Origin of the sequence: Serratia sp. SA088, from assembly GCF_049065515.1 — a bacterium.
GTDB lineage: Bacteria > Pseudomonadota > Gammaproteobacteria > Enterobacterales > Enterobacteriaceae > Serratia > Serratia nematodiphila.
In genome coordinates, this window is record NZ_JBAKGW010000002.1 from 18,161 (window position 1) to 44,116 (window position 25,956).

Below are 25,956 nucleotides of genomic sequence, written 5' to 3' on the forward strand. Positions count from 1 at the left end.
CCCTTATTGATAGCTAACATTCAAATTCACAGGCTATTGTATTGACAATAAAACAAACAGAAGGTCAGTTCTGCATTTCAAGCCATTCTTCTTATTTGCGCCACGTGGAATAGGCGCCATCAGGTGTATCTATATTGTGTTGAAACAATGCAATTCCAAAGTCAGGGTTTTGCATATACTCCGCAATGCTGGATGGCTCAATCAGATATCCAATATTAAAGACCTCATAAGCCAACCCCAATAAAACCTCAACAATTAAACCCGGCCCAGTTAAGACCGGGGTCACGCAATAGTCCCTTGTTATTAACTCGGTTCTCCATGGTAAGAGTCTGGTCAGATAACACCTTGATCCATCATCAATATAACAGTTAAATATGCAATTGTTTTTTTCTAAAAAACGGTATCTTTTTTTCATTGTTCTAAGGATGATTCTTACCGCCTTGGATTTTTTGTGAGAGGACATGAAATTATTAAAATAAACACCTTTAAATCTTCTGAGTGATCCTAGCGCCAATAAATTTTTATGAACGTATGTTTCACCCAATGGCAATATCATATCCTGGGAAAACTCAGAGAGATCCAGTTCGATAAGCCTTTTTATTTTTTTAAATTCAACAGCATCTACGCCTAACTCATTTTCATCGCAGCTGAACACGGCTTCAGGCAGCGCCTCTTCTGAATTTATCTTTTTTAAAAGACATAGGGTCTTAAATAACAGAAGCGAGTCGCTCTCGACAACGCCCTCTTTTTCTATATATTTATTTAGTTTATGATATATGTTATCAATGTATGGAAGCGTATCAACATCTATATAAGTACCACCATACTGATAGATAATTAAAAGTCTGACAATATCACTTGCACTGGCAATGTTATGCCTTAGTATAATCTCATAATAATAATACCTCATAAAATCATCGAAACCATTGCAAAAAAGCTCCGCTATGCACTTTTTTATAAAACCTCTGTTGCCAAACCATGAGTCTTCAATCGCTTTTGGCGGTTTCTGATAAGGAATTTCATTTTTTATTAAGAATTCGATAACCAGCTCATCAAAAGAAAAACCTGTCTTTATTTTTGGGTATATATAATTAAAGGCGTGATTTTTTATTTCCAATTCAGCCTTAACTTTATTTTTAATTTTTTTTGCGTTGACGAAATCGCGTATGGCATTGTTTAGTAAATGACACAGTGAAGCGTCTCTGTCACACCAAAAGAATATCTGCTTATCTCTATTTGTTTTTTTCCATATGTCGATATAATGAGTACTTACTTCATTTAAGTCACCAATCCATATAAAATGCAGAATACTTGGAACGGATGACTTTTCTGTCTTTGATAAATCGATACCCAATGCCTGATGGCTCATTTAAATCACCACGAAAATATAGTATGGGAAACTTGAATGATTCAATGCTGGATTATGGTTTAACTCAAAAAATAGACTAGCGCCATAGCGACAACACAAATAGAACAGAACCATAAATCACCGGAAAAATTTCTCAATGAGTCCAAATAGTCATTGCTGTTCTTATTTAGTTTGTTAATGGCATCGGTTTCGTTCTCAGCCTCTACTTCAACATGATGCTTTCTGAACCCCTTCCGCCTCATCTCCTTAATTATTTCTCGTGTAACCACTTCCTTTCTCAACACCCTTGACGCATCGCTCTTTATAAAAACAACATATCTATTCATCATATACCCCATAAAAGCACAGAATGTTACTTCTGTGCTGGGATTGCAACTGTTAATTAGCGTTTGGTTCCGAACTCTCTGGCCTCTCTCGGCCCAGTACCATTGCCACCGTAACCATTTCCTGCAGCCATTGAATTACCATCCCCCCAAAAACCGCTAGCGCCGGAACCGCTGCCATACGGGCTATTTTTTGACAAAAATGACTGAAGCCCACGATCGTCGCCGTTATTTCCACCGCGACCTGAAGAGCCAGACCCTCCGTTATCAGACGATCTTTTTCCACTCCCATCGCGATCCTGCCATCCCCCCGACACCGCATCGAATTGGCTACTTAATATTTCCTTCATAAATACTCTCCTATGGGTTTACTGGTTTTACAGTCATTAAAAATAGCTGTAATGGCAAAAGTAAAACACACTAATAACAATCCATAACCATCCTGTATTTCATAAAAAAACCAATAAGAAAAGTGTGTTCTAAACATTGCAACTCATCATATTAAAATAAAACCCAGAATAATATACCGAACCTAATTACACGCAGATGCTATCGATTCAATTAATTGAATCGCCAAATAATCTCAACGCCCAAGATTAATAACCCAATAAAGAAAAGGCGGCGAAACAGCTGCGGGCGACAATGACGACGCACGATCCCGCCCAGCCACATGCCGGCCAACGCCGGCAACAGCGACAGCAAGGAAACGCCGAGCAGCGTGCCGGGCAGCGCCTGATGCCAGGCCAACCCTGCGGCCAGCGCCAGCGTCGAGACGGTGAACGACAGCCCCAGCGCCTGCACCAGCTCATCGCGCGCCAGGCCCAACGCATTCAGGTAAGGCACCGCCGGAATGACGAACACCCCGGTGGTGCCGGTCAGCGTACCGGTCACCAGGCCGCACAGCGGCCCCAGCCAAGGCTCTGCCTCGGCGGAAATGCGCCAGTCGAAACGGGTGAATCCCAACAGGGCATAGCCGATCAGACACATGCCCAGCGCCAGCGGCGCCAGGCGGCCGTCGCCGGCAGTGAGCGCCCCCGCGCTCAACAATGTGCCCAGCGTGACGCACAGCATCATCGGCCAGAGCCGCCGCCACAGCGCCCCCAACCGCGGTCCGCACAGCAGTTGCCACAGGTTGGTGATCAGCGAGGGCAACAGCAGCAGCGCGGCGGCCTGTCCCGGCGGCATCATCAGGCTGAGCAACCCCATCGACACCGTCGGCAACCCCAGGCCGATCGCCCCTTTGACCGTGCCGGCCAGCGTAAAAATGCCCGTCAGGGCGACAATTTCGAGTAACGTCAGCGACATGCGTCTATCCTTATGGCGAATCAACGGCTCGATTGTGGCCAGCGCCGCGCCGCGGCACAATGCGGCAATGACAGAGCCTGCCTGCGGCAAAGACAGAGGGAAAACGCATGCATTTTGACTTTATCGATCTGCGGCTGTTGGCGGCAGTGCTCGAGACCGGCAGCATCACCGCCGGCGCCGAGCGCGTCGGGCTGTCGCTGGCCGCCGCCAGCGCCCGCATGCGCGGGCTGGAGCAACAGGCCGGCGTAGCGCTGCTGACGCGCAATCCGCGCGGCGTCCAGGCGACGCCCGCCGGTGAGCGCCTGTTGCATCACGCGCGAGTGCTATTGCAGCAGCGCGACCGGCTGCGCGGTGATATGGCCGAGTTCGCGCCGGGCCAGCGCAGCCAGCTGCGCATCGTCGCCAATACCGTCGCCGCCGACGCCTTTTTGCCGGAGCTGTTGGCGGATTTTCTGATGCTGCACCCGCACACCGATATCGCGCTGGAAGAGCTGCCCAGCCCGGCCATCGCGCAGGCAATCGACGAACGGGCGGCGGATATCGGCATCGTCGCGGACCACGCCGATCTGCGCGGGCTGACAAGTTACCCTTTTCGCCAGGATCGTCTGGTGCTGGCACTGCCGCCGGGGCATGCGCTCAGCGGCCGCCGGCAGGTCAGCTTTGCGGACGCCCTGCCTTTTGATTTCATCGGCCTGCCGGAAGAGAGCGCGCTGCAACAACATCTTGAGCAATTGGCGATACGCAGCGGCGGCCCGATGCGATTGCGGGCGCGTGCCGCTCATTTCGACGCCATCTGCCGCATGGTGCTGCGCGGCGCCGGGCTGGCGGTGGTGCCGGAAGAGAGCGCACAACGCCAGCCGGAAATTCGGCACAGCGCACTGCCGCTGACGGACGATTGGGCGACCCGGCGCCTGTCGATCGCGGTGCGTGACCCGGCGCAGTTGCCGCTGCCGGCGCAGCGGCTGGTGGCGTTCCTGCGCCATGCCTGAGGCGGCTCAGTGCGTGCCCGGCTCTGCGCGCAGCCGCGCAACCTGCGCCTCCACGTCGCGCCAGGCCGGTTTGTCGCCGGCATAGCGTTGGCGTAAATAATTCACCAGCGCCGTTACCTGCCGATCGGAAAAACTGTCCTTAAAGCCCGGCATAAAGCCCAATTCGGCGGTGGCCGGTTTGGGGATCCCTTGCAGGATCACCTTGATCAGGTTATCGGGGCGATCGCTGAAGATGTTGGTGTTATTGGCCAGATCCGGGCTGACGCCGAACAGCTGCGGCCCGCCGGCGGCGGCGCTGTGGCAGGCCAGGCAAGCGCCCTGAAACAACCGCTCACCGGCAAGTTGCCCCACCGCCGGCAATGCGCGAGCCGCCAACTGCGCCTGCGGTTCCACGTTCAGCGTCGACTTGGCGCTCAGCGACATCACATAATTGGCCATCGCCCGCAGATCGCTCTGCGGCAACGTCGCCAGCTCGCTCACCACCGGCCCCATCGGCCCGGCCGCCACGCCGTGCTCGGCGGAATGCCCGCTGCGGAAATACTGAAACAGCTGTTCCTCGGTCCAGGGTTTTTCCGCGTTGGCCAATTGATTCAGCGCCGGCGCTTCCCACCCGTCCACCATCCCCCCCGCCAGGAAAGCCGCGCCGCCCTTTTCCGCCCCCAGCAGGTTGCGCGGCGAATGGCAGGCGGCGCAATGGCCAAGCCCGTTGACCAGATAAGCGCCGCGGTTCCATTGCGCGCTTTGTTGCGGATCGGGTTGATATTCCCCCTGGCGCAGGAACAGCGCGTTCCAGCCGGCCATCAGCGGCCGCAGGTTAAACGGGAAACGCATCTGATTGGCCGGGTTGCTCTGGCGCACCGCCGGTTGCGACATCAGATAAGCGTACAGCGCCTGCATGTCGCCGTCGGTCATTTTGCTGAAGGCGGTGTAAGGAAATGCCGGATAGAGGTGGCGGCCGTCGCGGGCGATACCCTGGCGCATCGCCCGATCGAACGCGGTAAACGACCAGTTGCCGATGCCGGTTGCCACGTCCGGGGTAATATTGGTGCTGTAGAGCGTGCCGAACGGCGTCGCCATCGCCAGCCCGCCGGCGTTGGTCGCCCCTTCCGATGCGGTATGGCAAACCGCGCAGTCTCCGGCGGCGGCCAGCTGACGGCCGCGCTCCAGCGTGGCGGCCGACCAGGTGCCGGCGCCGGGCGTCGCCACCGGCGCGATCTCCGCCCGCCACGGCAAGGCGCTGCCGGCGATGCCCAGCACGGCGCCGAACAGCCCCGCCGCGCCGCCGAACCACCATTTGCCGCGCTTCTTTTTCTTGGGCGGCGCGGCCTGCCGTTCGGCATCCGGCCCGTTCAGCGCCTCACGCAGCTTGTCCGAGGTGATCGGCAGCTCGCGAAAACGAATGCCGGTGGCGTCGAACACCGCGTTGGCGATGGCCGCCGCGCTGGGCACCGACGCCGACTCCCCGGCGCCCAGCGGCGGATCGTAAGGGCGCGGCATCATCACCACGTCCACCTCCGGCACCTCCGGGAAGGTCAGGATCGGGTAGGCCCCCCATTCTTTGGCGGAGACCGTCGATTCCTCAAAGGTCACGCGCTCTTTCAATACCCGGCTGGTCGATTGCAATACATTGCCGTGAATTTGGTGGCGCACGCCGTCCGGGTTAACCATCATGCCCGCGTCGTGGCCGACCACGATGCGCGTCACCGCCACTTCGCCGCTGGCTTTGTCGATCGCCACGTCGGCCACCCAGGCGGCCCAGGCCGCGCCAAAGCCGGGAAACTTGCTGTGGATGTAACGGGCATAGGCAAAGCCGCGCCCGCGCAGCACGCCGTCTTCCGCCGGGGTCTGCATCGGTTCGGTATGCGGCGTCCAGCCGGCGCGTTCTGCAGTGCTGCGCATCAGTTCACTGGCGCGTTCATCATTGATGTAGCGCAGCCGATACTCCAGCGGATCGACGCCGGCGGCGTGGGCCAGCTCATCGATATAAGACTCGTGGGCGAAGGTGTTGGGCAAGGCGGAAACGCCGCGCATCCAGGAGGCGCGCACGATCGGCGCCATGTCCTCGATGCTGACGCGCAGCGCCGGATACTCATAAGGCGGCACCGAGGTGCGATCGCCCATTTCATAGGCCACCGGCAACGGCTCGACCCGGCCGGTCAGCAGCAGCGCCAGCGTCGGCGCGCCGTTGGAAGGATAATAGGTGCGAAAATCGTAGGCGACCGGGTGCCCGGCGGCGTCCAGCCCGCCGTCCACCTCCATCAGTTGCGCCGTGCCCTTCGGTTCCCACACATGCTCTTGCTCGCGGGTCAGCTGCACCCGCACCGGCCTGCCCACCGCGCGCGACAGCAGCGCCGCGTCGGCGCAGACGTCATCGGCGCAATTGCGGCCATAGCAGCCGGCCGCCTCCATACGAACGATCTCGATCTGCGCTTCCGGGTACTCCAGCAGCCAGGCCAGATCGGCGCGCAGCAGGTGCGGGTTCTGGCTGCCTGACCAGACCTGCAGACGCTCCGGCCGGTAGTCCGCCAGCGCGCAGGAAGGGCCAATCGAGGCATGCAGCTGATACGGCCACAGATAGCTGCGGGTGAAACGCCTGTCGGCCGCCGCCAGCGCCGCGTCCACGTCGCCGGTATCGTGCACCACCCGGGTCGAATGCGGGTTGTCGCGCAGCGCCTGCGCCACGTCGGTCATCTGCGGCAAATTGCGCCGCCAGTCTTTCCAACTGACCTGCAGCGCCTGCGCCGCCTTGACCGCCTGCTCTTCGCGCTCGGCGACAATGCCGATGAAATCGCCGATCACCACCAGTTTGACGATGCCGGGAATATGCGCGATCGAGGTTTCATCCACCGCCAGCAGGCTGGTGCCGACAAATTCGCCGCTGTCGTAACCGGCATAGGGCGGCCGCACTACCCGGCCGTGCAGCATATTCGGCAACCGCATATCGTGTACGTAAGTGGTTTCGCCGGTCGCCTTGGCCGGAATATCGACGCGCGCGGCGCTGGTGCCCACCAGGCGATACTCCGCCTGCGGTTTCAGCGGCGCGTCGCCGGAAATCGACAGTTCGACATGACCGCCGGCCACCAATTCGGCGTAGCTGAGCGCCTGCCCCTGCGGGCTGCGGATCACGCCCTCCTCCAGCGTCAGCCGTTCCACCGGCGCATCGAAGCGCTGCGCCGCCTGGCGCAACAGCCAACGGCGCGCTTCGGCGGCGGCGTTGCGCAGCGGCACGGCGGAGATCTGCAGCGTGGCGCTGGCGATGGTGGCGCCCTGATTCGGCGCGCGCTCGGTATCGCCCAACACCATTTGCACCTGATCCATGCGCAGGTACAACTCTTCGGCGACAATCTGGCCGAGCGCGGTGCGCACGCCGGTGCCGAGATCGACATGGCCGTTAAAGGCATAGATTTCACCGCTGCCGCACAGGGCGATAAACAACCCTTGCTCCTTGGGCTTCAGCATCGGCGTTTGCCCCTTGGGCACCAGCCCCGGCGGCGGTTGCACGCTGTCGACGATCAACAGAACGCCGTCGCGCTGCAGCAATTCGGCCTGGCTCGGCGATGGGGTACGGGAATCAGTCATGATCGTGGGCGTCCTCATCGCGGCAGAGAATGATGGCGCGCTGAACCGCACGCAGGATTTCAAGATGGGTGCCGCAGCGGCACAGATTGCCGGACAGCGCCTGACGGATCTCCGCCTCACTCGGGGCGGGATTGCGATCCAACAGGGCTTTGGTGGTCATGATCATGCCATTGAGACAGTAGCCGCATTGCGCCGCCTGCTCTTCGATAAAGGCGCGCTGCACCGGATGCGGGCGCTGGCGAGTGCCGAGACCTTCCAGGGTCACGATCGCCCGGCCGGACACGCCGAGGGCCGGGATCACGCAGGAGCGCGCCGCCACGCCGTCGATCAGCACGGTGCACGCGCCGCATTCACCCAGGCCGCAGCCGTATTTTGGGCCGTTGAGCGCCAGATCGTTGCGCAGTACCAGCAAGAGCGGCGTATCCGCCATCACCTGCGCATGAAGCTGTTCGCCGTTCACCGACAGCATCAGCGGATGCTCCGTCAGCGTGGTTTTCGCGCCTTCCCTGGGCGATTGCACTTCAGATATCGCCATTGTTTGCGTCTCCGCCTGCACTTGATGGTCTTATGGGCTGGCCTCTCGCCACCGACCACCAGGCAACCGACGTTGCGCGGGCGAATCAGCCGGTGGCAGGGTCTTCCAGCATTTTATTCAGCAGGAATATCAGCGCTATCCGTTCGGCCGGGTTCAGCGTGCCGAACGTCAATTCTGTGATTTTCGCCGCCTGCGGCACCGTTTCCGCCAGCAGCGCGCCGCCGGCGTCGGTCAGGCCGACCACCACCTTGCGCCGATCCACCGGATCCGGCGTCACCGTGATCAGATCGCGCGCCTTCAGCCGCTCGACGATGCCGCGGATGGTGGCTTGATCCACCGCCGTCACCTGCACCAGCTCGGTCAGCGAGCTCGGCCCCATATCGCGCACCGCGCACAGGGTGATGAACTGCACCGCCGTCAGCTGCGAATCGCCGACGTTTTGCTGGAAAATCGCCACGTGGCGCTGATAAACCTTGCGCAGCAGGTGCCCGACTTGCTCGGTAAAATGATAATTTTCGGGTTGGCCGCTCACGGCTGACGGGTATTCGGGGGGCGTCATTGCGTTACTCTCACCATCTATGGAATCCACGAGAATAGTACAAACCCCCGCCGTTGGCAGCAACGATTACGCCCGGCGCACGCGCGACGCCTCCGGCGCCACCACTTCCCCGTCCGCCACCACCGTTTGCCCATCGAGACGAATGTCGCAGCGGCGCAGCGCAATGTCCATATGGCAAGGCGTTTTGCGCGTGCCGCCCACTTCGGTATTCGGCCCGGTGGAGAACAGGAAGTTGCCGTAGAACGCGCGCGCGTCCATGCACATGCCGTCGTTCTTGTCGTGCAGGCCCATCGCCGTCCACTGGGCGCGGGGCTGCAAACCCCAGCCGATGTGCGAGATGCCGTACACTTCAGGATCGTCGAAGTATTTCATGTATTCGCGCAGGTATTCCGCCTCAAAACCGCCGTGAATGCGGGTGACGAACCCTTGTTCGATCTCCAGCGTGATGCGTTCGCGCGCATAGCTTTTGAACGGCAGCAAGATATCGCCAACCTCCAGCACCAACACGCCCTCCGCCTGCTCCTCATTCGGCCAGGTGAACAGGAAACCGCTCGGCCAGTGATCCCAGCGCCCCGGCTCATCGGCATAGCCGTACTCGGTCACCGTCGGGTATTGCCCGAGCGGCGCGCGGAAATCGCTGCCGGCGGAGGAGGTCACCTGCATCAGCTTCGCCTGCTCCAGCACGGCGGCGGCGGCCAGCACCCGCGCTTTGTCCTCCGCGTTGGGCAACATGCGCGCCAGCACCTCCGGCGGCTCCACCGCCAGCAGGATGCGGGTGCCGGTTTTCAGGATCTGTTCCTGCTCCGGCGAATGCAGCAGCATCATGGTATCGACGATCAGGTCGGCGGCCTCCAGCGCACGCTGCGCCGCCAGGTTGCCGGTCAGCGCGGTATCGCCGCAATAGGCGGTCATGTCGTTGCCCATCGCCCGCGGATGGTTGAACGCCGGCAGTTCGACGGCATACACCCTGGCGCCCAGCCGCAGCGCCGCGTCGGTCGCGGCGCGCACCGTGCGCGCATCGGAATAATGGCTTTTCAAAATCGCCACGCTCTGCGAAGCATCGACCTTCGACAGCGTAAGCACCTGCTCGAACAGCTGTACCAACTGGGTTTCATTGACCGCCATGGCCTGTCTCCTGTCTCGTCAAGGGTATCCGACGCCCGCAAGGCGACGGTTATTTTTCAAGCAATTTAAAGCGAACACACTCATTTTATCTAAATCAAAAAAGGAAAAGAAAGCAAGCCACAGATGGCCATCATAAGAAAGTCCTATTTCATGCCTTATCAATCCTGTGATTAACATGAGTTTAACAGTAATGCGCTGTCAATTAGCGTGAGCGAGATCTGATTTAACACTTTTGCAACTTTGCGATATCTAGCGCATACACTATAAATCAATCGTCCAACCACGCGTTGGGCCTACGCTGAAAAAAGCCAACAGACAGGGGAAACATGATGAGCAAACAACCACGCATCGCCGTCGTCGGCGCCGGGCTGGGGGGCGCCGCCGCCGCCGGGCTGCTGCAAAAAGCCGGCTTTACCGTCGATCTGTATGAGCAGAGCCCGGCGTTCTCGCGCCTCGGCGCCGGCATTCACATGGGGCCGAACGTGCTGAAGATTTTCCGCCGTCTCGGTATTGAGCAACGGTTGGAGCAGATGGCGTCTCATCCCGATTTCTGGTTCAGCCGCGACGCCGAAAGCGGCGACTACCTGTCGCGCATCGAACTGGGCGCCTTCGCCCGCCGGGAGTACGGCGCCGCCTATGTGACGGTGCACCGCGGCGATTTGCAGGCGTTGCAGCTCTCCGCGCTGCAGCCCGGCACCCTGCACTTCGGCAAATGCCTGAGCAAGATTGAAGATCGCGGTGACGAGGTGGCGCTGAACTTCGTCGATGGCACCTCGGCCCACGCTGATATCGTGATCGGCGCCGACGGCATCAACTCGCGCATCCGCGAGCATCTGCTGGGCGCCGAAGCGCCGACCTACAGCGGCTGGGTGGCCCACCGCGCGCTGATCCGCGGCGAGAAGCTGGCGAAATACAACCTGACGTTCGAAGACTGCGTGAAGTGGTGGTCGGCGGATCGCCATCTGATGGTCTACTACACCACCCAACGGCGCGACGAATATTACTACGTCAGCGGCGTGCCGCACCCGGCCTGGGATTTCCAGGGCAGCTTCATCGACAGCAGCCGCGAAGAGATGTTCGAGACCTTCGCCGGCTACCATCCGATCGTGCAGGCGCTGATCGAATCCAGCGAACAGGTCACCAAATGGCCATTGCTGAACCGCAAACCGCTGCCGTTGTGGAGCGAAGGCCGTCTGGTGCTGCTCGGCGATGCCTGCCACCCGATGAAACCGCACATGGCGCAGGGCGCGGCGATGGCGATCGAAGACGCCGCCATGCTGACCCGCTGCCTGCAGGAAACCGGCCTCGGCGACTACCGCACCGCCTTCCAGCTGTATGAAGCCAACCGCAAGGAACGCGCCTCCAGGGTGCAGGCGGTGTCCAACGCCAACACCTTCCTGCGCACCCAGGAAGATCCGGCCTGGGTTTACGGCTATGACCTGTACGCGCAAGCGCTGAAATCGGAGAACGCCGCATGAGCACCTTCCTCTACGGCGCCCACGTTCACGCCAACGACATTCGCCAACACTATCTGCGCTACGGCGGCCACGGCCCGGCGCTGATCCTGGTGCCCGGCATCACCAGCCCGGCGATCACCTGGGGCTTCGTCGCCGAGCGGCTGGGGGAAAAATACGACGTCTACGTGCTCGACGTGCGCGGCCGCGGTTTGTCGTCCAGCGGCCCGGAACTGGCTTATGACGCAGAGACCTGCGCACAGGACGTCAACGCCTTCGCCGCCGCGCTGAACCTGGACAGTTACGCCCTGCTCGGCCATTCGATGGGCGCCCGCTTCGCCCTGCGCGCCGCCGCTTTGCGGCCCGCCGGCGTGCGGCGGCTGGTGCTGGTCGATCCGCCGGTTTCCGGCCCCGGCCGCCGCGCCTATCCCGGCCAATGGCCATGGTACGCCGACTCCATCCGGCAGTCGCAGCCGGGCATGAGCGCCGAGCAGATGCGCGCCTTTTGCCCAACCTGGAGCGAAGAACAGCGTCAGCTGCGCGCCGAGTGGCTGCATACCTGCTACGAGCCGGCTATCCAACGCGCCTACGACGATTTTCATCAGGTGGACAGCCACCGCGACTACCCGCAGCTGACCATGCCGACGCTGCTGATGGCCGCGGGCAAAGGCGGCGTCATTCAGCCCGAAGACCGGGCGGAGATCCGCGCGCTGCAGCCGGAGATCGCCATCGTCGAGGTCGAGAACGCCGGACACATGATCCCGTGGGACGATTTCGACGGCTTCTTCCGCGCCCTGGGCGATTTTCTGGATTAACTGAGGAACACCGACATGAGCAACCACTACCGCATCGGCCAGATCGTGCCCAGCTCCAACACCACGATGGAAACCGAGATCCCGGCGATGCTGGGCGCGCGCCAGTTGATACGCCCGGAGCGTTTCACCTTTCACTCCAGCCGCATGCGCATGAAACACGTCAATAAAGAAGAATTGGCGGCGATGGACGCCGAGTCCGACCGCTGCGCGCTGGAGCTGTCCGACGCGCGGGTCGACGTGCTCGGCTACGCCTGCCTGGTGGCCATCATGGCGATGGGGCTAGGCTACCACCGCGAATCGCAGGCCCGGCTGGCGCAGGTGACGAAAGACAATCAGGCCGCCGCGCCGGTTATCAGCAGCGCCGGCGCGCTGGTCAACGGCTTGAAGGTGATCGGCGCCAAACGCATCGCGCTGGTGGCGCCCTACATGAAACCGCTGACCCAGCTGGTGGTGGACTACATCCAGCACGAAGGCATCGAGGTCAAGGTATGGCGCGCGCTGGAGATCCCGGACAACCTCGAAGTCGGCAGGCACGATCCGGCCAGGCTGCCGGGGATCGTCGCCGAGATGGACTTACGCGAGGTCGATGCTATCGTGCTGTCCGCCTGCGTGCAGATGCCTTCGCTGCCGGCCGTCCCGACGGTGGAGGCCCAAACCGGCAAACCGGTGATCACCGCCGCCATCGCCACCACTTACGCGATGCTGACCGCGCTGGAGCTGGAGCCGATCGTCCCCGGCGCCGGCGCCCTGCTGTCCGGCGCCTATTGAGGAGGCAGAATGAACGACACCCTCAGCGACAACTATCGCGGCGTCTGGGGCCAGCGCATCGGCTTCGGCCGGCGCCCGGCGCTGCTGGCGATCGACTTTATGCAGGCCTACACCACCGAAGGCGCGCCGCTGTTCGCGCCGGGCGTAATAAGCGCAGTCGAGGAAAGCCGCGAGCTGCTGGCCTGCGCGCGCCGAACGGGAATTCCGGTGATCCACACCCATATCCGCTATCATGCAGGCCATTTTGCCGATGGCGGCCTGTGGGTCAAGAAAGCGCCGGTGATGAAGGGCATGGTGGAAGGCAACCCGCTGGCGGCGTTCTGCCCGCCGGTGGCGCCGCTGGGCGATGAGGTGGTGCTGAGCAAGCAATACGCCAGCGCCTTCTTCGGCACCGCGCTGGCGCCGCTGCTGGTGGCGCAAGGGATCGACACGCTGCTGATGATCGGCTGCTCCACCAGCGGCTGCATCCGCGCCAGCGCGGTGGACGCGGTGCAGCACGGCTTTCGCGCCATGGTGGTGCGCGAGTGCGTCGGCGATCGTCACCCCGGCCCGCACGAAGCCAACCTGTTCGACATCGACAGCAAATACGGCGACGTGGTGCACAAACGGGAGGCGCTCGACTATCTGAACCGGTTATGAATCAACGATTCACCTGCAACGACAATAACGAAGGCGCAGACAGCGCCTCAGGCGACCGCCCGAAACAGGGCGGCGTCCATGCACGCAAACACAACAGGCGCCTCCTGCGGAGGCCAACACGCACCACCTGGAGACAACATCATGGCCATTGTCGACACCCCGCTGGCGGGGAAAGCGGACGCAGAATCGCTGCTGCTGTACCGCAAAATCACCTGGAAACTGATCCCGTTTCTTTGCCTGTGTTATCTGGCGGCCTACCTCGATCGCATCAACGTCGGGCTGGCCAAGCTGCAGATGGCCGACGCGCTGCAGCTGAGCGAAGCGGCCTTCGGCCTGGGCGCCGGGCTGTTCTTCGTCGGCTATATTCTGTTCGAGGTGCCGAGCAACCTGATCCTGCAGCGCGTCGGCGCCAAGATGTGGATCGCCCGCATCATGATCACCTGGGGGCTGCTGTCCACCGCCACCATGTTCGTCACCACGCCGACGCAGTTCTACGTCATCCGCTTTCTGCTCGGCGTGGCGGAGGCCGGTTTCCTGCCCGGCGTGCTCTTTTACCTGACGCTGTGGTTCCCGACCTATCGCCGTGGCCGCATCATCGCGCTGTTCATGATCGGCCTGCCGCTCTCCAGCGTGATCGGCGGGCCGCTCTCCGGCTGGATCATGGGCCATTTCGACATGCGCCACGGGCTGCACGGCTGGCAGTGGCTGTTTTTGCTGGAGGGCATTCCCAGCGTGCTGTTGGGCGTGCTGACCTTCTGGCTGTTGCCTAACACTTATCAGCAGGCCAAGTGGCTGACGCCCGAGGAGAAACAGCGCATCGCCGACGATTTGGCGCGTGACGACGCCGAGGCCGATCACGGCAAGCACAGCTTCCGCGACGGCTTCTTCAACCTGAAAGTGTGGATGCTCGGCGGCATCGACTTCGCCATTCTGCTCAGCGCCTACGCCATGGGCTTTTGGATGCCGACCTTCATCAAAACCGCCGGCGTCACCGACATCACCACCATCGGCTACCTGACGGCGATCCCCAGCGTCGCCGCCCTGCTCGGCATGCTGCTGATCGGCAGCAGTTCGGACCGGCTGCGCGAACGGCGCTGGCACATCATCGTGCCGTTTATCGTCGGCGCGTTGGCGATGGCCGGCAGCACCTTCTTCACCCACAATGCGCTGGCCACGGTGCTGCTGTTCTCCATCGCCCAGGCGGCGATCATCGGCGCGGTGCCGGTGTTCTTCAGCCTGCCGGCCACCTTCCTGCGCGGTACGGCGGCGGCGACCGGCTTCGCGCTTGCCTGTTCGCTGGCCAACATCGCCGGGCTGGTGAGCAATTCGCTGATGGGGCTGGCGCTGGATCTGACCGGCAAGAGCGGCGGCGCGCTCTGGGCCTTCGCCGGCTGCCTGCTGCTCAGCTCGCTGCTGGTGGTGGCCCTGCCGGCCAAGGTGGTGAACCGCTGACTGTCGGCCAAGCCAAAAAAGACGAAGGGCGCATAACGCGCCCTTTTGTTTGCTTACCGGGAATGGCCGTACTTACTCGTCCTTCAGCCCGCGGTTGATCAGCATCGGCTCGATGCTCGGCTCTTTGCCGCGCCAGTCGATGTACAGCTTCTCCAGATCCTGGCTGTTTCCGCGCGACAGGATCATGTCGCGGAAGCGCTGGCCGTTTTCGGCGGTCAGGCCCCCGTGTTCGGTGAACCACTGGAAGGCATCGTCCGCCAGCATTTCCGTCCACAGATAGGCGTAGTAGCCCGCGGCGTAGCCGTTGCCCCAGATATGCTGGAAGTAGCTGGAACGGTAGCGCGGCGGCACATAGCTGAGATCCACCTTGTCTTTTTGCAGCGACTCGGCCTCGAACTTGTCCACATCCTGCTGCGGCTGATCGGCGGTCAGCATGTGCCAGTGCATATCCAGCAGCGCGGCGGACAGCAGCTCGGTCATGCTGTAGCCCTTGTTGAACTTGTCGGCCTTCTTGATCTTGTCGACCAGTTCCTGCGGCATCGCCTCACCGGTCTGGTAGTGCTTGGCGAAATGGCTGAACACTTTCGGATCGCTGACCCAGTGCTCGTTGAACTGCGACGGGAATTCGACGAAGTCGCGCGCGGTGTTGGTGCCCGACAGGCTCGGGTATTCCTGATCGGCGAACATGCCGTGCAGCGCATGGCCGAACTCGTGGAACATGGTGATTACGTCGTCATACGACAGCAGCGCCGGCTGCCCCGGCGCCGGTTTGGTGAAGTTGGCGACGTTGTAGATCACCGGCTTGGTGCCGTTGAGCTTCGACTGATCGACGAAGTTGCTCATCCAGGCGCCGCCGCCCTTGTTGTCGCGCTTGAAGTAATCGGTATAGAACAGCGCCAGCGATTTGCCGTCCTTGTCGAACACTTCATACACCTTGACGTCCGGCTGATACACCGGGATGTCCTTGCGCTCTTTGAAGCTGATGCCGTACAGCAGGTTGGCGGCGTAGAACACGCCGTTGTTCAGCACGTTGTTCAGCTCGAAGTAAGGTTTGATCTGCGATTCGTCCAGATCGTACTTGGCCTTGCGCACCTGTTCGGCGTAGAACTGCCAGTCCCAGGCCTGCACCTTGAAGTCGCCTTTCTGCTGATCGATCACCGCCTGTATGTCTTTGGCTTCACGCTCGGCGCGCGCGGTGGCCGCCGGCACGATGTTGCGCATAAAGCTCAGCGCGGCATCCGGCGTCTTGGCCATCTGGTTCTGCAGCTTCCAGGCGGCGTAGTTCGGGTAGCCCAGCAGTTTGGCCTGCTCGGCGCGCACCTTGGCCAGACGCGAAATGGTCTGACGGGTATCGTTGCCGTCGCCCTTCTCCGCACGCGTCCAGGAGGCGTCGAACAGCGCTTTGCGGGTGTCGCGATCTTTCAGGCTCTGCAGCAACGGCTGTTGCGTGGTGTTCTGCAGCACCAGCAGCCACTGTTTCTCCAGCTTGCGTTCGGCGGCCGCCTGCGCTGCCGCGGCCAGTTCGCCTTCGGACAGACCGTCCAGCTTCGCCGGGTCGGTTATCGCCAGCGCGCCGTTTTTGCTCGCCGCCAGCAGTTTGTTGGTGAACTGGGTGCTCAGCGTCGCCGCTTCCTGGTTCAGCGCTTTCAGCTTGGCCTTGTCGGCGTCCGACAGGTTGGCGCCCGCCAGCTCGAAGTTCTTGTAGGTCACTTCCACCAGCCGGCGCGATTCCGGATCCAGCTTCAGCGCATCGCGATCCTGATAAATGGCCTTGATGCGCGCGAACAATTTGCCGTTGAGCATGATGTCGTCGTTCAGCGCCGCCAGCTTCGGCGAGGTCTCTTCATCCAGCTTCTGCAGCGCGTCGCTGGTGTTGGCCGAAGTCATGGCGCCGAACACGTTCATCACCCGCGTCAGCAGCGAGCCGGCCTGCTCCAGCGCCACGAAGGTATTTTTAAAGTTGGGCTTGGCCGGGTTGTTGGCGATCTTCTCCACCTCTTCCCGCTTTTGCTTGATGCCCGCTTCGATCGCCGGCGCGTAGTCGCTCTCCTTGATCAGGTTGAACGGCGGCGCCTGGAACGGCAGACGGCTTTGATAGAAGAACGGGTTTTGGGTCTTTTGCTTGTCGTGCTGATTGGCTTCACCGGTCACGGTAGCCTCCTTCGCCTGGCCGCTGGGCAGCGCGCTATGGTCGGCGTGAGGTTGGGTTTCTGCTGCCTGTGCCTGCGAGCCCAGCGCCATGCCGATCGCCAGCACCAATGTGGATAAACGCATCAAATCGAAACTCCTCCATGTTCACGGAATAAGGTCTCGGGGAATGGCTCCCTCTGAGTCATCACCTAGCTTAGGCGCAGTTGGCAGTTTGAGCAAAAACAAGTGATTAGAAGTTAGTCGCCTCGCCAACCTGCTGTATCAGAAAGGTCAGCAGCGCGCGCGTTTTGGCCGGCAGATAGCGGCGGCCGGGATAAACGGCATACAGCTGCAGCGGCGCCGGCGGCAAGGCCAGCGGTATCTCAACCAAACGTCCGTCGGCCAGAAACGGCCGGCAACCGAGCTCGGAGAGCATGGCGAACCCCACGCCGGCCAGGGCCGCCTTCAGCGCCATCTCCCCGCTATTGACGCGATAGCGCGCATTGACCGGGACGGTAACGAACTTGCCGTCCGGGCGCACGAACTGCCATGGCATGCCCTTCAGCGCATCCACCGTACTGATACAGGGCAATTGCGTGAATTGCTCAATCTCCGCCGTCGGCGGCCACTGCGCCAGCAGCGCCGGCGCGGCCACCACGATGCAGGGGAAAGACGCCAGCGGCTGCGCGACATAGTCGCTGTCGTCCAGCATGCCCCGGCTGATCATCACCGCCAGATCGACATCGTCAAGCAGGGACGCCATTCCCGCCAGATTGGTGACGCAGCTGATTTCGATCTGCGGATGCTGCACGGCGAACGCCGCCAGCGGCTCGCCCAACAGATATGGCCCCACTTCATTCGGCACGCACAGGCGCAGCGGCCCACGCAGCTGTTGCTGCCGTTCGCTGAGCGTTTGCGCGGTATGATCGAGCGACGCCAGCAACGGCTGAACCCGCTCATGCAACAGCTGGCCGTTCGGCGTCAGCCGCATTGAGCGGGTGCTGCGCTCGATTAAGCGCTGGTCGAGCTGGCGTTCCAGCTGCGAGATAGCGCGGCTGACGTTGGAGGTCGGCATCGCCAGCATCCGGGCGGCCCCGACGAAGCTGCCTTGCTCCACCACCGCCACGAAAATGCGTAACAGGTTTAAATCCAATTTGGCGCGCATGATTATCCCACATTTGATAACAAACCATGCCATTTCTACCACCTAATCCCGCTCAACGCCAAGCGCTACACTGCCGGCCTGATTCTGCAACCGATGGATGCTTATGACACCCACGAGAAAGCTGACGGCGATAGCGCTGGTCATCGCCTTTATTCAATTCACCAATGCCCTGGAATACATGGTGTTCAACCCGATATTTCTCTATATGGCCGCCGACTTTTCGGTGCCCGTCAGCTACGCCGGTTATGTCAGCGCGGCCTATACGCTGGCGGCGGTGATTTCCGGTATCGGCGCGTTCTATTGGATCGGCGGCGTTGAGAAGCGGCGTTTTCTGCTGTTCAACGTCGCGCTGCTGGGCGTGACGACCTTACTGATCGCCGCCACCCGGCAGTTTTATTGGCTGTTGGCGCTGCGGCTGCTGGCCGGTCTGCTGGGCGGCACCACGATGGGCGTGGGGATCGGCTTGCTGCTCAACGCCGCGCCGGCCGCGCTGCACGGCCGAATGTTGGCAACGGTGATCGCATCTTTTTCACTGGTGAGCATCATCGGCATGCCGGGCATGTTGTACCTGTGCGAGGTGGCGAACTGGCGCGTTGCACTGGCGGCTATCGGCGGGCTGTGTCTGCTGGCGGCGGTGTTGGTGGCACTGTTCGTTCCCAGGGATGCGCCGCAGCCGCAGGCCGCCGCCCCCGTCACGCTCGATCGCCGTTTGTTGCTGTTCGCCTCCGCCGCCGGTCTGACGCAGTTCAGCCCGATGCTGCTGATCCCGGTACTGGCGCCGCTGCTCACCCAGCGGCTACAGGTGGCCGACGCGCATTTGGCCTGGCTGTTTCTCATCGGCGGCGTAGCCGGCTATCTGGCGACCGTGCTGGCGGGCCGCTGGCTGCAACGCTTTGGCGCCGTGACGCTGACGGTGAGCGCCACGCTGTTGCTGTTGGGCAGCCTGTGGTTGGCGGCGTGCGGTGGCGATCGCGGCGAACTGTTCATGATTGCGTTTCTCGCAGCGGCCTACGCGCGGCTGGTGGCGATTTCTTCCCTGAGCATGCGCTGGCCGGACAATCGGCAACGCGCCGCCTTCGGCACGCTGCAAACCGCCCTGATACACCTGAGCGCCACGGTGGCCTTCTTGCTCTCCTCCACGCTGCTGAGCGGCGGCCTCACCCCGCTCGGTTTGCAACGCCTGCTGTGGCTGTGCGCGCTGAGCGCCGTCGTCGCCGCGCCGCTCAGCGTTTGGTTGCAGGCGCGGCTGCGTCAGCGCGCCGCCTGATAAACTACCTTGCCGTCCACATAGGTGCGATAAATATTACGATCGTCCCCCAGGGTCATCAGCACAAACCCTTGCTCCATCAGCGTGGCGCTGTTGGCATGACGCAACTGCTGCAGCGGCGTGACCGCCGGATCGAGCACCACGAAATCCGCCTCTTTACCGACGTTGAAGTTGCCGATTTTGTCGTCCAGCGCCAGCGCGCGGGCGCCGCCCAGGGTGGCATGATAGAACGCTTCTACGGCGGAGAGCCGGTAATGCTGCAGCTGGCCAACCTTGTACGCCTCGCCTAACGTGCGCAGCATATTGAAGGTGGTGCCGGCCCCCACGTCGGTGCCGATACCGAGCTTCACCCGCTTGCGCCAGGCCTGCTGCAGGTCAAACAGCCCGCTGCCGAGAAACAGGTTGGAGGTGGGGCAAAAGGCGATCGCCGAGCGGGTATCGCACAGGCAGTCCCACTCCTGCTCCTCCAGATGCAAGCAGTGAGCGAACACGCTTTTATCGCCGGTCATGCCATAACGGTGGTAAACATCCAGATAGCTGCGGTGCTGCGGAAACAGCGCTTTTACCCAGGCCACTTCCTGCGGGTTCTCGCTCAGGTGCGTCTGCAGCCAAACGTCGGGATACTCTTCGCGCAGCCGCTGCACCTGCGCCAGCAGCGCCGGCGTACTGGTAGGCGCAAAGCGCGGCGTAATGGCGTAACCGAGGCGGCCTTTGCCGTGCCAGCGTTCAATCAGCTCACGCGTCTGGCGGTAACTCTGCGCCGGCGTTTCCAGCAGCGCCTCCGGCGCATGGCGATCCATCATCACCTTGCCGGCGATCAGGCGCATGTTCAGCGCTGCCGCCTGGCTGAACAGCGCATCGACCGACTGTGGATGCACCGTGCCGAACACCAGCGCGGTGGTGGTGCCGTTACTCAGCAACTGCTGCAGAAAGAAGGCCGACATCGCATCGGCGTGCTGCTCACAGTCATAACGGCTTTCGGTCGGGAAGGTGTAATTGTTTAACCAGTTCAGCAGTTGGTCGCCATAGGCGCCAATCATTTCGGTTTGCGGGTAGTGGATGTGGGTATCGATAAATCCCGGCACGATCAGCTTGTCGCGATATTCCGTGACCGTGAAGCCCGGCGGCAGCAGCGCCTCGCCCTGCTGCCAGCTGCCGAACCAGACGATGACGCCGTCGTTCAGCAGCAGCAAACCGTCGGGAACATGCCGCAGGCGTTCCTCGAGCTGTTGCGGCGCCTCCACACAGGCTGCGATATCAAAAAAATTGCCACGAATAGCCGTGGTGAATTGCAGTGCCATTATTTTCTTCCTTGTGACGACCGGCCAAGCTCACCCGCGAAATAACCTGCGCCGATGAAACAATGCCTTTGTCGCCTAAACGCCAAGACCGGCTTAAGCATAGCAAGCCGCATGCCAACAGGCGGCGATAAAATACATTTTTAAATAAAAACAAATAATTAGAAATTAATCCAAAAGCATAGGCCGGCGAAAAAGAATAAGACCCATGCTCAGTCTTCGACGGCGGATAAATAGCAACCGTTTGCCTGCCAAAATAACATCGCGCCGCTGCACCATGAATGGGCAAGCGAATATCTTCACGGCGCACGGCTTATTTCAACAGCGCGCCTGGGGGTTGAATCTCGGCCTAAGGACAACGGTCAAACTTGAAACGATAACCATTCTCAATTATCATCCGCGCATCTTTTTGACCAGCAATGCGAAAACCATGTCCGCCACCGCCTCTGCCCCGCACGCCGCGCTGTCGCGCCTTTACGCCACCCACCACGCCTGGTTGCAGGGATGGTTGCGTCGGCGGCTGGGCTGCGCGTTCGATGCGGACGATGTGGCGCAGGACACCTTTATGCGCCTGCTGAGAAGCGACGCCGCGGCGACCCTGCGCGAACCGAAAGACTTTTTGGTCACCGTCGCCAAACGGGTGATGGTCGATCTGTTCCGCCGCAGAACGCTGGAGCGCGCCTATCTGGAGATGCTGGCGCTGATCCCGGAAGGCTATGCCCCGTCGCCGGAGCAGCGCCAGAGCCTGCTGGACAGCCTGCAGCAGATCGACGCCATGCTCGACGGCCTCGGGCCGAAGGTAAAACAGGCCTTTCTGTTGTCGCAGCTCGAAGGCCTGGGCTATGCGGACATCGCCGCGCGCCTCGGCGTGTCGGTCAGCTCGGTTAAAAAATACATGGCCAAAGCCACCGAGCATTGCCTGCTGTTCAGCCTGGAAAACGACGTTTATTCATGAGCAACGCCATCACCCCCGAGCAGCGCCAGGCACTGAAAATGGCCGCACACTGGTATGCGCTGCTGTGCGACGAGCACGTCACCGAGCGCCAGCGCCAACAGTGGCAAGCCTGGCATCAGCAGCATGACGATCACCGCTGGGCCTGGCAGCGCGTCGAAGCGCTGCAGAGCCAGCTGCAGGGCGTGCCGGGCAAGTTCAGCTACCGTGCGCTCGACCGCGCCGGCCGCCAGGCGGCGATCGATCGCCGCACCCTGCTGAAAAGCCTGCTGCTGTTGCTCGGCGTGGGCGGCGGCGGCTTCCTTTACCAGTCGCCGTTCGGCCGGGAGCTGCGTGCCGACTACCGCACCGCCACCGGCGAGATCAAACCCATTGTGTTAAGCGACGGCACCCAGCTGGTGCTGAACACCGCCAGCGCGGTGGACGTACATTACGACGATCGTCAACGGCTGATCCGCTTGCACGCCGGGGAAATCAGCCTGATCACCGGACGCGACGCCCGGCCGCTATGGGTGCAAAGCCCGCAGGGGGCGATGCGCGCGCTCGGCACCCGTTTTTTGGTGCGCGAGAGCGGCGGCGAGACGCGCCTGACGGTGCTGGAGCATGCGGTTGAAGCGCAACTGGCGCAGGACGCGCGGCAAACGCGCCGGGTGAACGCCGGCGAACAGATTAGCTTCAGCGCCACGGCCTTCGGCGACAAGCAATCGGCTGCGGCGGAGGACGGCTGGCTGCGCGGCGTGCTGAGCGTCAGCCAGTGGCGGCTTGAGCGGGTGATCGCCGAACTGGCGCGCTACCGGCGCGGCCATCTGAGCTGCGATCCGGCCGTTGCCGGCCTGCGCGTCAGCGGCAGTTTCCCGCTCAACGATACCGATCGCGCTCTCGCCCTGCTCAGCCAGACGCTGCCGATACGTCTGCAGAGCTTTACCCGCTATTGGCTGCAAATCGTCCCCGCCTGAATTTTTTAAATGAAAATGATAAAAAATCGCATTTTTGATTATCCCTTTTGCCTTGCTCATCCGACTCCCAGGAAAACACTGCAGCAATAAATAAAAATGATTCAGGAGAAGGTATGAACAACGCTTGGGGAAAGGTCGCTCCGGCTTCGCTTTGGGGAAAACGGGCCAAACCGCTGGCCGTGGCCATTGGCCTGGCATTCGCCGCACCGCTGATGGCGAGCGCCGCCAGCGCCGCGGCCACCTATCACATTCCAGCCGGTGAGCTGGACGGCGCGCTGAACGCGTTCGCCGCTCGCGCCGGCATCGCGCTTTCGGTAGACGGCGCGTTAACCGCCGGTAAAAGTTCGCCTGGCCTGAACGGCAGCTACGGCGTCGATGACGGCCTGAATGCCCTGCTGGCGGGCAGCGGCCTGCAGGCCCGAGCGCTCGGCAACAACGGCTACACGCTGGCCAAACTGCCGCAGCCGCAGAAAGAAGAAGACATCACGGTAGTCGGTGACTGGCTGGCGGAAGGCCGCCAGATCGATGTATTCGAACATCCCGGCGCGCGCGACGTGGTGCGCCGCGAAGAGTTCGCCAAAACCGGCACCACCACCGTGCGCGAAGCGTTGAACCGCGTGCCGGGCGTGGTGGCCCCGGAGAACAACGGCACCGGCAGCCACGATATGGCGCTGAACTTCGGCATTCGCGGCCTCAACCCCCGCCTCGCCAGCCGCTCCACCGTGCTGATGGACGGCATCCCGGTGCCCTTCGCCCCTTACGGCCAGCCGCAGCTGTCGCTGGCGCCGGTCTCGCTCGGCAATATGGATGCGATTGACGTGGTGCGCGGCGGCGGCGCGGTGCGCTACGGGCCGCAGAGCGTCGGCGGCGTCGTCAACTTCGTCACCCGCGCCATCCCGAAAACCTTCGGCATGGAGGCCGGCATGCAGGGGCAGCTCAGCCCGACCTCGCGCCAGGATCACCCGAAAGGCACCGGTAACCTGATGATCGGCGGCACCGCCGACAACGGCCTCGGCGCGGCGCTGCTCTACTCCGGCACCCGCGGCAGCGACTGGCGCGAGCACAGCGCGACCAAAATCGACGACGTGATGCTGAAAAGCCGTTACGCCCCGAACGAGGTGCACACCTTCAACAGCCTGCTGCAATACTACGAAGGCGAAGCGGAGATGCCGGGCGGCCTGAGCCGGGCCGACTACAACGCCAACCCGTTCCAGTCGACGCGCCCGTACGACAAGTTCTGGGGCCGCCGCCAGTTGGCCAACTTCGGCTACCAGTATCAGCCGGATCAGCAGCACAAGTTCGACGTGCAGAGCTTCTACACCTACACCCTGCGCAGCGGCTATCTGGATCAGGGCAAGAACCTGACGCTGTCGCCGCGCGAATACTGGGTGCGCGGCGTAGAACCGCGCTACAGCCAAAGTTTCCGCTGGGGAGATTCCGCCCATGAAGTCGGCGTCGGCTACCGTTACGTCAGCGAATCCACCCACGAGCTGCGCTACTACACTAAAGCCAGCACCGGCAAGCTGCCGTCCACCGCCAGCCCGTACGATCGCGACACCCAGTCCGGCACCGAGGCGCACGCGTTTTATATCGACGATCGCATCGACATCGGCGACTGGACCATCACGCCGGGCATGCGTTACGAATACATCAAGTCGTATCAGAACAACTACATCAAGAACAACCGCCTCGACGTCAGCTATAACGCGCCGCTGCCAGCGTTAAACGTGATGTATCACCTGAACGAATACTGGAACCTGTACGCCAACACCGAAGGCTCCTTCGGCACCGTGCAATACAGCCAGATGGGCAAAGCGGTGGACAGCGGCAAGATCGAACCGGAGAAGGCGCGCACCTGGGAGCTGGGCACCCGCTACGCCGGCGATGCGCTGACCGGCGAAATCGGGCTGTTCCTGATCAACTTCAACAACCAGTACGACTCCAACCAGGTGACCGACAGCGTGACCGCGCGCGGCAAAACCCGCCACGCCGGGCTGGAAGGCAGCCTGCGTTACGATCTGTCGCAGCTGACGCCGAAACTGGACGACCTGACCGCCTACGCCAGCTACGCCTACGTCAACGCCACCATTCGTGAAGACGGCGGCTACAAAGGCAACCAGGTGCCGTTCTCGCCGAAGCATAAAGGCACGCTGGGGCTGGACTACACGCCAGGCAACTGGGCGTTTAACCTTAACGGCGAGTTCCAGTCCAGCCAGTTCGCCGACAACGCCAACACCGTGGCGGAAAGCGCCGACGGCAGCACCGGCCGCATCCCTGGCTATATGCTGTGGGGCGTGCGCGCCGCCTATGATTTCGGCCCGGAAATGGCCGGCCTGAATCTGGGCGTCGGCGTGAAAAACCTGTTCAACCACGAGTATTTCACCCGCGCCTATGACGACAACAACAAGGGTCTGTACATCGGCCAGCCGCGCACGATTTATCTGCAAGGTTCGGTGAAGTTCTGATCCGCAGCGGCGGGCGCGGTTAACCGTGCCCGCCGCCTTTCCCATCAACGTGACGCCGTCACATAAAGCCGTTACTCCGCGCCGCCACAGCGGCGAAAAATAAGTCGCTTCTGACGCCAATGCGCGTAATATCGACGATCCGCCCCAACTTATGGGCGCGGATTTTTTTGCCATTCTGGCCTGAAAAGCGAGGGAATAAGATGAATCATAATGACCTTTCTCAGTGCCGCGTTGACACCGACCGTTTGTTGATTGCCCCCTTTACCGCAGCAGACGCCGACGATGTTTACCAGGCGATCACCCCCACTCTGACGCGCTTTATGACCTTTGAGCCGGAGGCGTCGCCGGAGGATTTCGCCAACGTCTGGCAAGGCTGGCTGCCGTTGATGCGCGAGGGTGAAGAAGTGATCTTCGTCGCCCGCCGGCGCGAAGACCGGCAGTTCGTCGGCGTCGGCGGCGCGCACAACCTACGCAGCCACACCCCGGAGCTGGGCATCTGGGTGAAAGAGAGCCTGCATGGCCAGGGCTACGGCCGTGAAATCGTACAGGGTATCGCGCGCTGGGCCAGCGAGCGCTTTCAGCCGCCGCACTTTCTCTACCCGGTGGCCGAGCAGAATACCGCCAGCCGCCGCCTCGTCGAGTCGCTGGGCGGTGTGCTGGCCGGCCGTTGCGAGCGCATCAAGTATGACGCAGTGGTGTATCACCTGCCGCCTCAGCGCTAGTCAGCATCGGGCCGCCGGCCCGGTGTCATCTTTTTTGCTTTCCGCCGTGATAACCCCTGCCACTGCCTGCGGGTTTGTGCTAATGATAG

23 protein-coding genes are annotated in these 25,956 nt (G+C 61.4%); 11 read left to right on the top strand and 12 right to left on the bottom strand.

Going from position 1 to position 25,956, the window contains the following annotated elements; all coding sequences use genetic code 11:
- Positions 1–91: 91 nt before the first annotated feature.
- The 4 genes from ACOWVD_RS04960 to ACOWVD_RS04975 all read right to left on the bottom strand — a co-directional run bounded on the left by ACOWVD_RS04960 (position 92) and on the right by ACOWVD_RS04975 (position 2,997).
- Positions 92–1,369, bottom strand: a complete 1,278-nt coding sequence (locus ACOWVD_RS04960) for a TcdA/TcdB catalytic glycosyltransferase domain-containing protein (RefSeq protein ID WP_421105483.1) — start codon at positions 1,367–1,369, stop codon at positions 92–94.
- Between the two features lie 59 nt (positions 1,370–1,428).
- Positions 1,429–1,695 (bottom strand): hypothetical protein, encoded by a 267-nt coding sequence (locus tag ACOWVD_RS04965; protein WP_049240156.1) that lies wholly within the window; start codon positions 1,693–1,695, stop codon positions 1,429–1,431.
- Positions 1,696–1,747: 52 nt separating this feature from the next.
- Positions 1,748–1,984 carry a hypothetical protein gene (locus ACOWVD_RS04970; protein ID WP_049240155.1) on the bottom strand — a complete coding sequence of 79 codons (237 nt, stop codon included), beginning with the start codon at positions 1,982–1,984 and terminating at the stop codon, positions 1,748–1,750.
- A gap of 269 nt (positions 1,985–2,253) precedes the next feature.
- Positions 2,254–2,997, bottom strand: coding sequence for a sulfite exporter TauE/SafE family protein (locus tag ACOWVD_RS04975; protein WP_049240139.1), 744 nt, complete (start codon positions 2,995–2,997; stop codon positions 2,254–2,256).
- A gap of 107 nt (positions 2,998–3,104) precedes the next feature.
- On the opposite strand from ACOWVD_RS04975, the gene ACOWVD_RS04980 reads away from it, so the two are divergent.
- The gene (locus tag ACOWVD_RS04980; RefSeq protein ID WP_197763747.1) at positions 3,105–3,986 is read left to right on the top strand and encodes a LysR family transcriptional regulator; all 882 of its coding nucleotides are present in this window, start codon (positions 3,105–3,107) and stop codon (positions 3,984–3,986) included.
- Positions 3,987–3,992: 6 nt separating this feature from the next.
- Here ACOWVD_RS04980 and ACOWVD_RS04985 read toward each other — a convergent pair whose 3' ends face one another.
- From ACOWVD_RS04985 to ACOWVD_RS05000, 4 genes are all read right to left on the bottom strand, one after another.
- Positions 3,993–7,565 carry a molybdopterin cofactor-binding domain-containing protein gene (locus ACOWVD_RS04985; protein ID WP_049240138.1) on the bottom strand — a complete coding sequence of 1,191 codons (3,573 nt, stop codon included), beginning with the start codon at positions 7,563–7,565 and terminating at the stop codon, positions 3,993–3,995.
- Positions 7,558–8,100 (bottom strand): (2Fe-2S)-binding protein, encoded by a 543-nt coding sequence (locus ACOWVD_RS04990; protein WP_004938615.1) that lies wholly within the window; start codon positions 8,098–8,100, stop codon positions 7,558–7,560. Before ACOWVD_RS04990 ends, ACOWVD_RS04985 begins: the two co-directional genes overlap by 8 nt.
- 85 nt (positions 8,101–8,185) lie before the next feature.
- Complete coding sequence (locus tag ACOWVD_RS04995) at positions 8,186–8,659, bottom strand: MarR family winged helix-turn-helix transcriptional regulator (protein WP_004938613.1); 474 nt, start codon at positions 8,657–8,659, stop codon at positions 8,186–8,188.
- 66 nt (positions 8,660–8,725) lie between these two features.
- On the bottom strand, positions 8,726–9,784 hold the full coding sequence (locus ACOWVD_RS05000; protein ID WP_049240135.1) for a 2,5-dihydroxypyridine 5,6-dioxygenase: 1,059 nt from the start codon (positions 9,782–9,784) through the stop codon (positions 8,726–8,728).
- Between the two features lie 326 nt (positions 9,785–10,110).
- On the opposite strand from ACOWVD_RS05000, the gene ACOWVD_RS05005 reads away from it, so the two are divergent.
- The 5 genes from ACOWVD_RS05005 (at position 10,111) to ACOWVD_RS05025 (ending at position 14,912) form a co-directional block, all read left to right on the top strand.
- Complete coding sequence (locus ACOWVD_RS05005) at positions 10,111–11,262, top strand: FAD-dependent monooxygenase (protein WP_076740247.1); 1,152 nt, start codon at positions 10,111–10,113, stop codon at positions 11,260–11,262.
- Complete coding sequence (locus ACOWVD_RS05010; RefSeq protein ID WP_164095060.1) at positions 11,259–12,053, top strand: alpha/beta fold hydrolase; 795 nt, start codon at positions 11,259–11,261, stop codon at positions 12,051–12,053. Before ACOWVD_RS05005 ends, ACOWVD_RS05010 begins: the two co-directional genes overlap by 4 nt.
- A gap of 15 nt (positions 12,054–12,068) precedes the next feature.
- On the top strand, positions 12,069–12,821 hold the full coding sequence (locus ACOWVD_RS05015; RefSeq protein ID WP_015377793.1) for a maleate cis-trans isomerase family protein: 753 nt from the start codon (positions 12,069–12,071) through the stop codon (positions 12,819–12,821).
- A 9-nt stretch (positions 12,822–12,830) separates the two neighbouring features.
- Complete coding sequence (locus tag ACOWVD_RS05020; protein WP_421105484.1) at positions 12,831–13,460, top strand: N-carbamoylsarcosine amidohydrolase; 630 nt, start codon at positions 12,831–12,833, stop codon at positions 13,458–13,460.
- Positions 13,461–13,601: 141 nt separating this feature from the next.
- Positions 13,602–14,912, top strand: a complete 1,311-nt coding sequence (locus ACOWVD_RS05025; protein WP_004938595.1) for an MFS transporter — start codon at positions 13,602–13,604, stop codon at positions 14,910–14,912.
- Positions 14,913–14,984: 72 nt separating this feature from the next.
- Here the strand turns inward: ACOWVD_RS05025 and dcp are convergent, their stop codons facing one another.
- Together dcp and ACOWVD_RS05035 are read right to left on the bottom strand one after the other, a co-directional pair.
- Positions 14,985–17,186 (bottom strand): peptidyl-dipeptidase Dcp, encoded by a 2,202-nt coding sequence (gene dcp / locus ACOWVD_RS05030; RefSeq protein ID WP_028128196.1) that lies wholly within the window; start codon positions 17,184–17,186, stop codon positions 14,985–14,987.
- Between the two features lie 106 nt (positions 17,187–17,292).
- Positions 17,293–18,207: a LysR family transcriptional regulator gene (locus tag ACOWVD_RS05035; protein WP_421105485.1), complete on the bottom strand. Its 915-nt coding sequence runs from the start codon at positions 18,205–18,207 to the stop codon at positions 17,293–17,295.
- Positions 18,208–18,310: 103 nt separating this feature from the next.
- Here ACOWVD_RS05035 and ACOWVD_RS05040 point away from each other — a divergent pair, with 103 nt between their 5' ends.
- Positions 18,311–19,474: an MFS transporter gene (locus ACOWVD_RS05040; RefSeq protein ID WP_049240131.1), complete on the top strand. Its 1,164-nt coding sequence runs from the start codon at positions 18,311–18,313 to the stop codon at positions 19,472–19,474.
- On the opposite strand, the gene guaD is transcribed toward ACOWVD_RS05040, so the two are convergent.
- Both guaD and ACOWVD_RS05050 read right to left on the bottom strand, forming a co-directional pair.
- Positions 19,459–20,775 carry a guanine deaminase gene (gene guaD / locus ACOWVD_RS05045; protein WP_274864216.1) on the bottom strand — a complete coding sequence of 439 codons (1,317 nt, stop codon included), beginning with the start codon at positions 20,773–20,775 and terminating at the stop codon, positions 19,459–19,461. The two genes, ACOWVD_RS05040 and guaD, sit on opposite strands and share 16 nt — an antisense overlap.
- Positions 20,732–21,082, bottom strand: coding sequence for a hypothetical protein (locus ACOWVD_RS05050; protein ID WP_342135099.1), 351 nt, complete (start codon positions 21,080–21,082; stop codon positions 20,732–20,734). Before ACOWVD_RS05050 ends, guaD begins: the two co-directional genes overlap by 44 nt.
- Before the next feature lie 120 nt (positions 21,083–21,202).
- Here ACOWVD_RS05050 and fecI point away from each other — a divergent pair, with 120 nt between their 5' ends.
- The 4 genes from fecI (at position 21,203) to ACOWVD_RS05070 (ending at position 25,867) form a co-directional block, all read left to right on the top strand.
- Positions 21,203–21,727, top strand: coding sequence for a ferric citrate uptake sigma factor FecI (fecI, locus tag ACOWVD_RS05055; protein ID WP_015377788.1), 525 nt, complete (start codon positions 21,203–21,205; stop codon positions 21,725–21,727).
- Positions 21,724–22,680 (top strand): ferric citrate uptake sigma factor regulator FecR, encoded by a 957-nt coding sequence (gene fecR / locus ACOWVD_RS05060; protein WP_049240128.1) that lies wholly within the window; start codon positions 21,724–21,726, stop codon positions 22,678–22,680. Before fecI ends, fecR begins: the two co-directional genes overlap by 4 nt.
- A gap of 113 nt (positions 22,681–22,793) precedes the next feature.
- Positions 22,794–25,145, top strand: coding sequence for a TonB-dependent Fe(3+) dicitrate receptor FecA (fecA, locus tag ACOWVD_RS05065; protein WP_049240127.1), 2,352 nt, complete (start codon positions 22,794–22,796; stop codon positions 25,143–25,145).
- A gap of 200 nt (positions 25,146–25,345) precedes the next feature.
- A complete protein-coding gene (locus ACOWVD_RS05070) occupies positions 25,346–25,867 on the top strand; it encodes a GNAT family N-acetyltransferase (RefSeq protein WP_004938571.1) in 522 nt (173 codons plus the stop codon).
- Positions 25,868–25,956: the final 89 nt, after the last annotated feature.

Coding starts and splice junctions, on each gene's coding strand:
- ACOWVD_RS04960 (WP_421105483.1), bottom strand. CDS start 1,369: ATGAGCCATCAGGCATTGGGTATCGATTTATCAAAGACAGAAAAGTCA.
- ACOWVD_RS04965 (WP_049240156.1), bottom strand. CDS start 1,695: ATGAATAGATATGTTGTTTTTATAAAGAGCGATGCGTCAAGGGTGTTG.
- ACOWVD_RS04970 (WP_049240155.1), bottom strand. CDS start 1,984: ATGGGAGTGGAAAAAGATCGTCTGATAACGGAGGGTCTGGCTCTTCAG.
- ACOWVD_RS04975 (WP_049240139.1), bottom strand. CDS start 2,997: ATGTCGCTGACGTTACTCGAAATTGTCGCCCTGACGGGCATTTTTACG.
- ACOWVD_RS04980 (WP_197763747.1), top strand. CDS start 3,105: ATGCATTTTGACTTTATCGATCTGCGGCTGTTGGCGGCAGTGCTCGAG.
- ACOWVD_RS04985 (WP_049240138.1), bottom strand. CDS start 7,565: ATGACTGATTCCCGTACCCCATCGCCGAGCCAGGCCGAATTGCTGCAG.
- ACOWVD_RS04990 (WP_004938615.1), bottom strand. CDS start 8,100: ATGGCGATATCTGAAGTGCAATCGCCCAGGGAAGGCGCGAAAACCACG.
- ACOWVD_RS04995 (WP_004938613.1), bottom strand. CDS start 8,659: ATGACGCCCCCCGAATACCCGTCAGCCGTGAGCGGCCAACCCGAAAAT.
- ACOWVD_RS05000 (WP_049240135.1), bottom strand. CDS start 9,784: ATGGCGGTCAATGAAACCCAGTTGGTACAGCTGTTCGAGCAGGTGCTT.
- ACOWVD_RS05005 (WP_076740247.1), top strand. CDS start 10,111: ATGATGAGCAAACAACCACGCATCGCCGTCGTCGGCGCCGGGCTGGGG.
- ACOWVD_RS05010 (WP_164095060.1), top strand. CDS start 11,259: ATGAGCACCTTCCTCTACGGCGCCCACGTTCACGCCAACGACATTCGC.
- ACOWVD_RS05015 (WP_015377793.1), top strand. CDS start 12,069: ATGAGCAACCACTACCGCATCGGCCAGATCGTGCCCAGCTCCAACACC.
- ACOWVD_RS05020 (WP_421105484.1), top strand. CDS start 12,831: ATGAACGACACCCTCAGCGACAACTATCGCGGCGTCTGGGGCCAGCGC.
- ACOWVD_RS05025 (WP_004938595.1), top strand. CDS start 13,602: ATGGCCATTGTCGACACCCCGCTGGCGGGGAAAGCGGACGCAGAATCG.
- dcp (WP_028128196.1), bottom strand. CDS start 17,186: ATGCGTTTATCCACATTGGTGCTGGCGATCGGCATGGCGCTGGGCTCG.
- ACOWVD_RS05035 (WP_421105485.1), bottom strand. CDS start 18,207: ATGCGCGCCAAATTGGATTTAAACCTGTTACGCATTTTCGTGGCGGTG.
- ACOWVD_RS05040 (WP_049240131.1), top strand. CDS start 18,311: ATGACACCCACGAGAAAGCTGACGGCGATAGCGCTGGTCATCGCCTTT.
- guaD (WP_274864216.1), bottom strand. CDS start 20,775: ATGGCACTGCAATTCACCACGGCTATTCGTGGCAATTTTTTTGATATC.
- fecI (WP_015377788.1), top strand. CDS start 21,203: ATGTCCGCCACCGCCTCTGCCCCGCACGCCGCGCTGTCGCGCCTTTAC.
- fecR (WP_049240128.1), top strand. CDS start 21,724: ATGAGCAACGCCATCACCCCCGAGCAGCGCCAGGCACTGAAAATGGCC.
- fecA (WP_049240127.1), top strand. CDS start 22,794: ATGAACAACGCTTGGGGAAAGGTCGCTCCGGCTTCGCTTTGGGGAAAA.
- ACOWVD_RS05070 (WP_004938571.1), top strand. CDS start 25,346: ATGAATCATAATGACCTTTCTCAGTGCCGCGTTGACACCGACCGTTTG.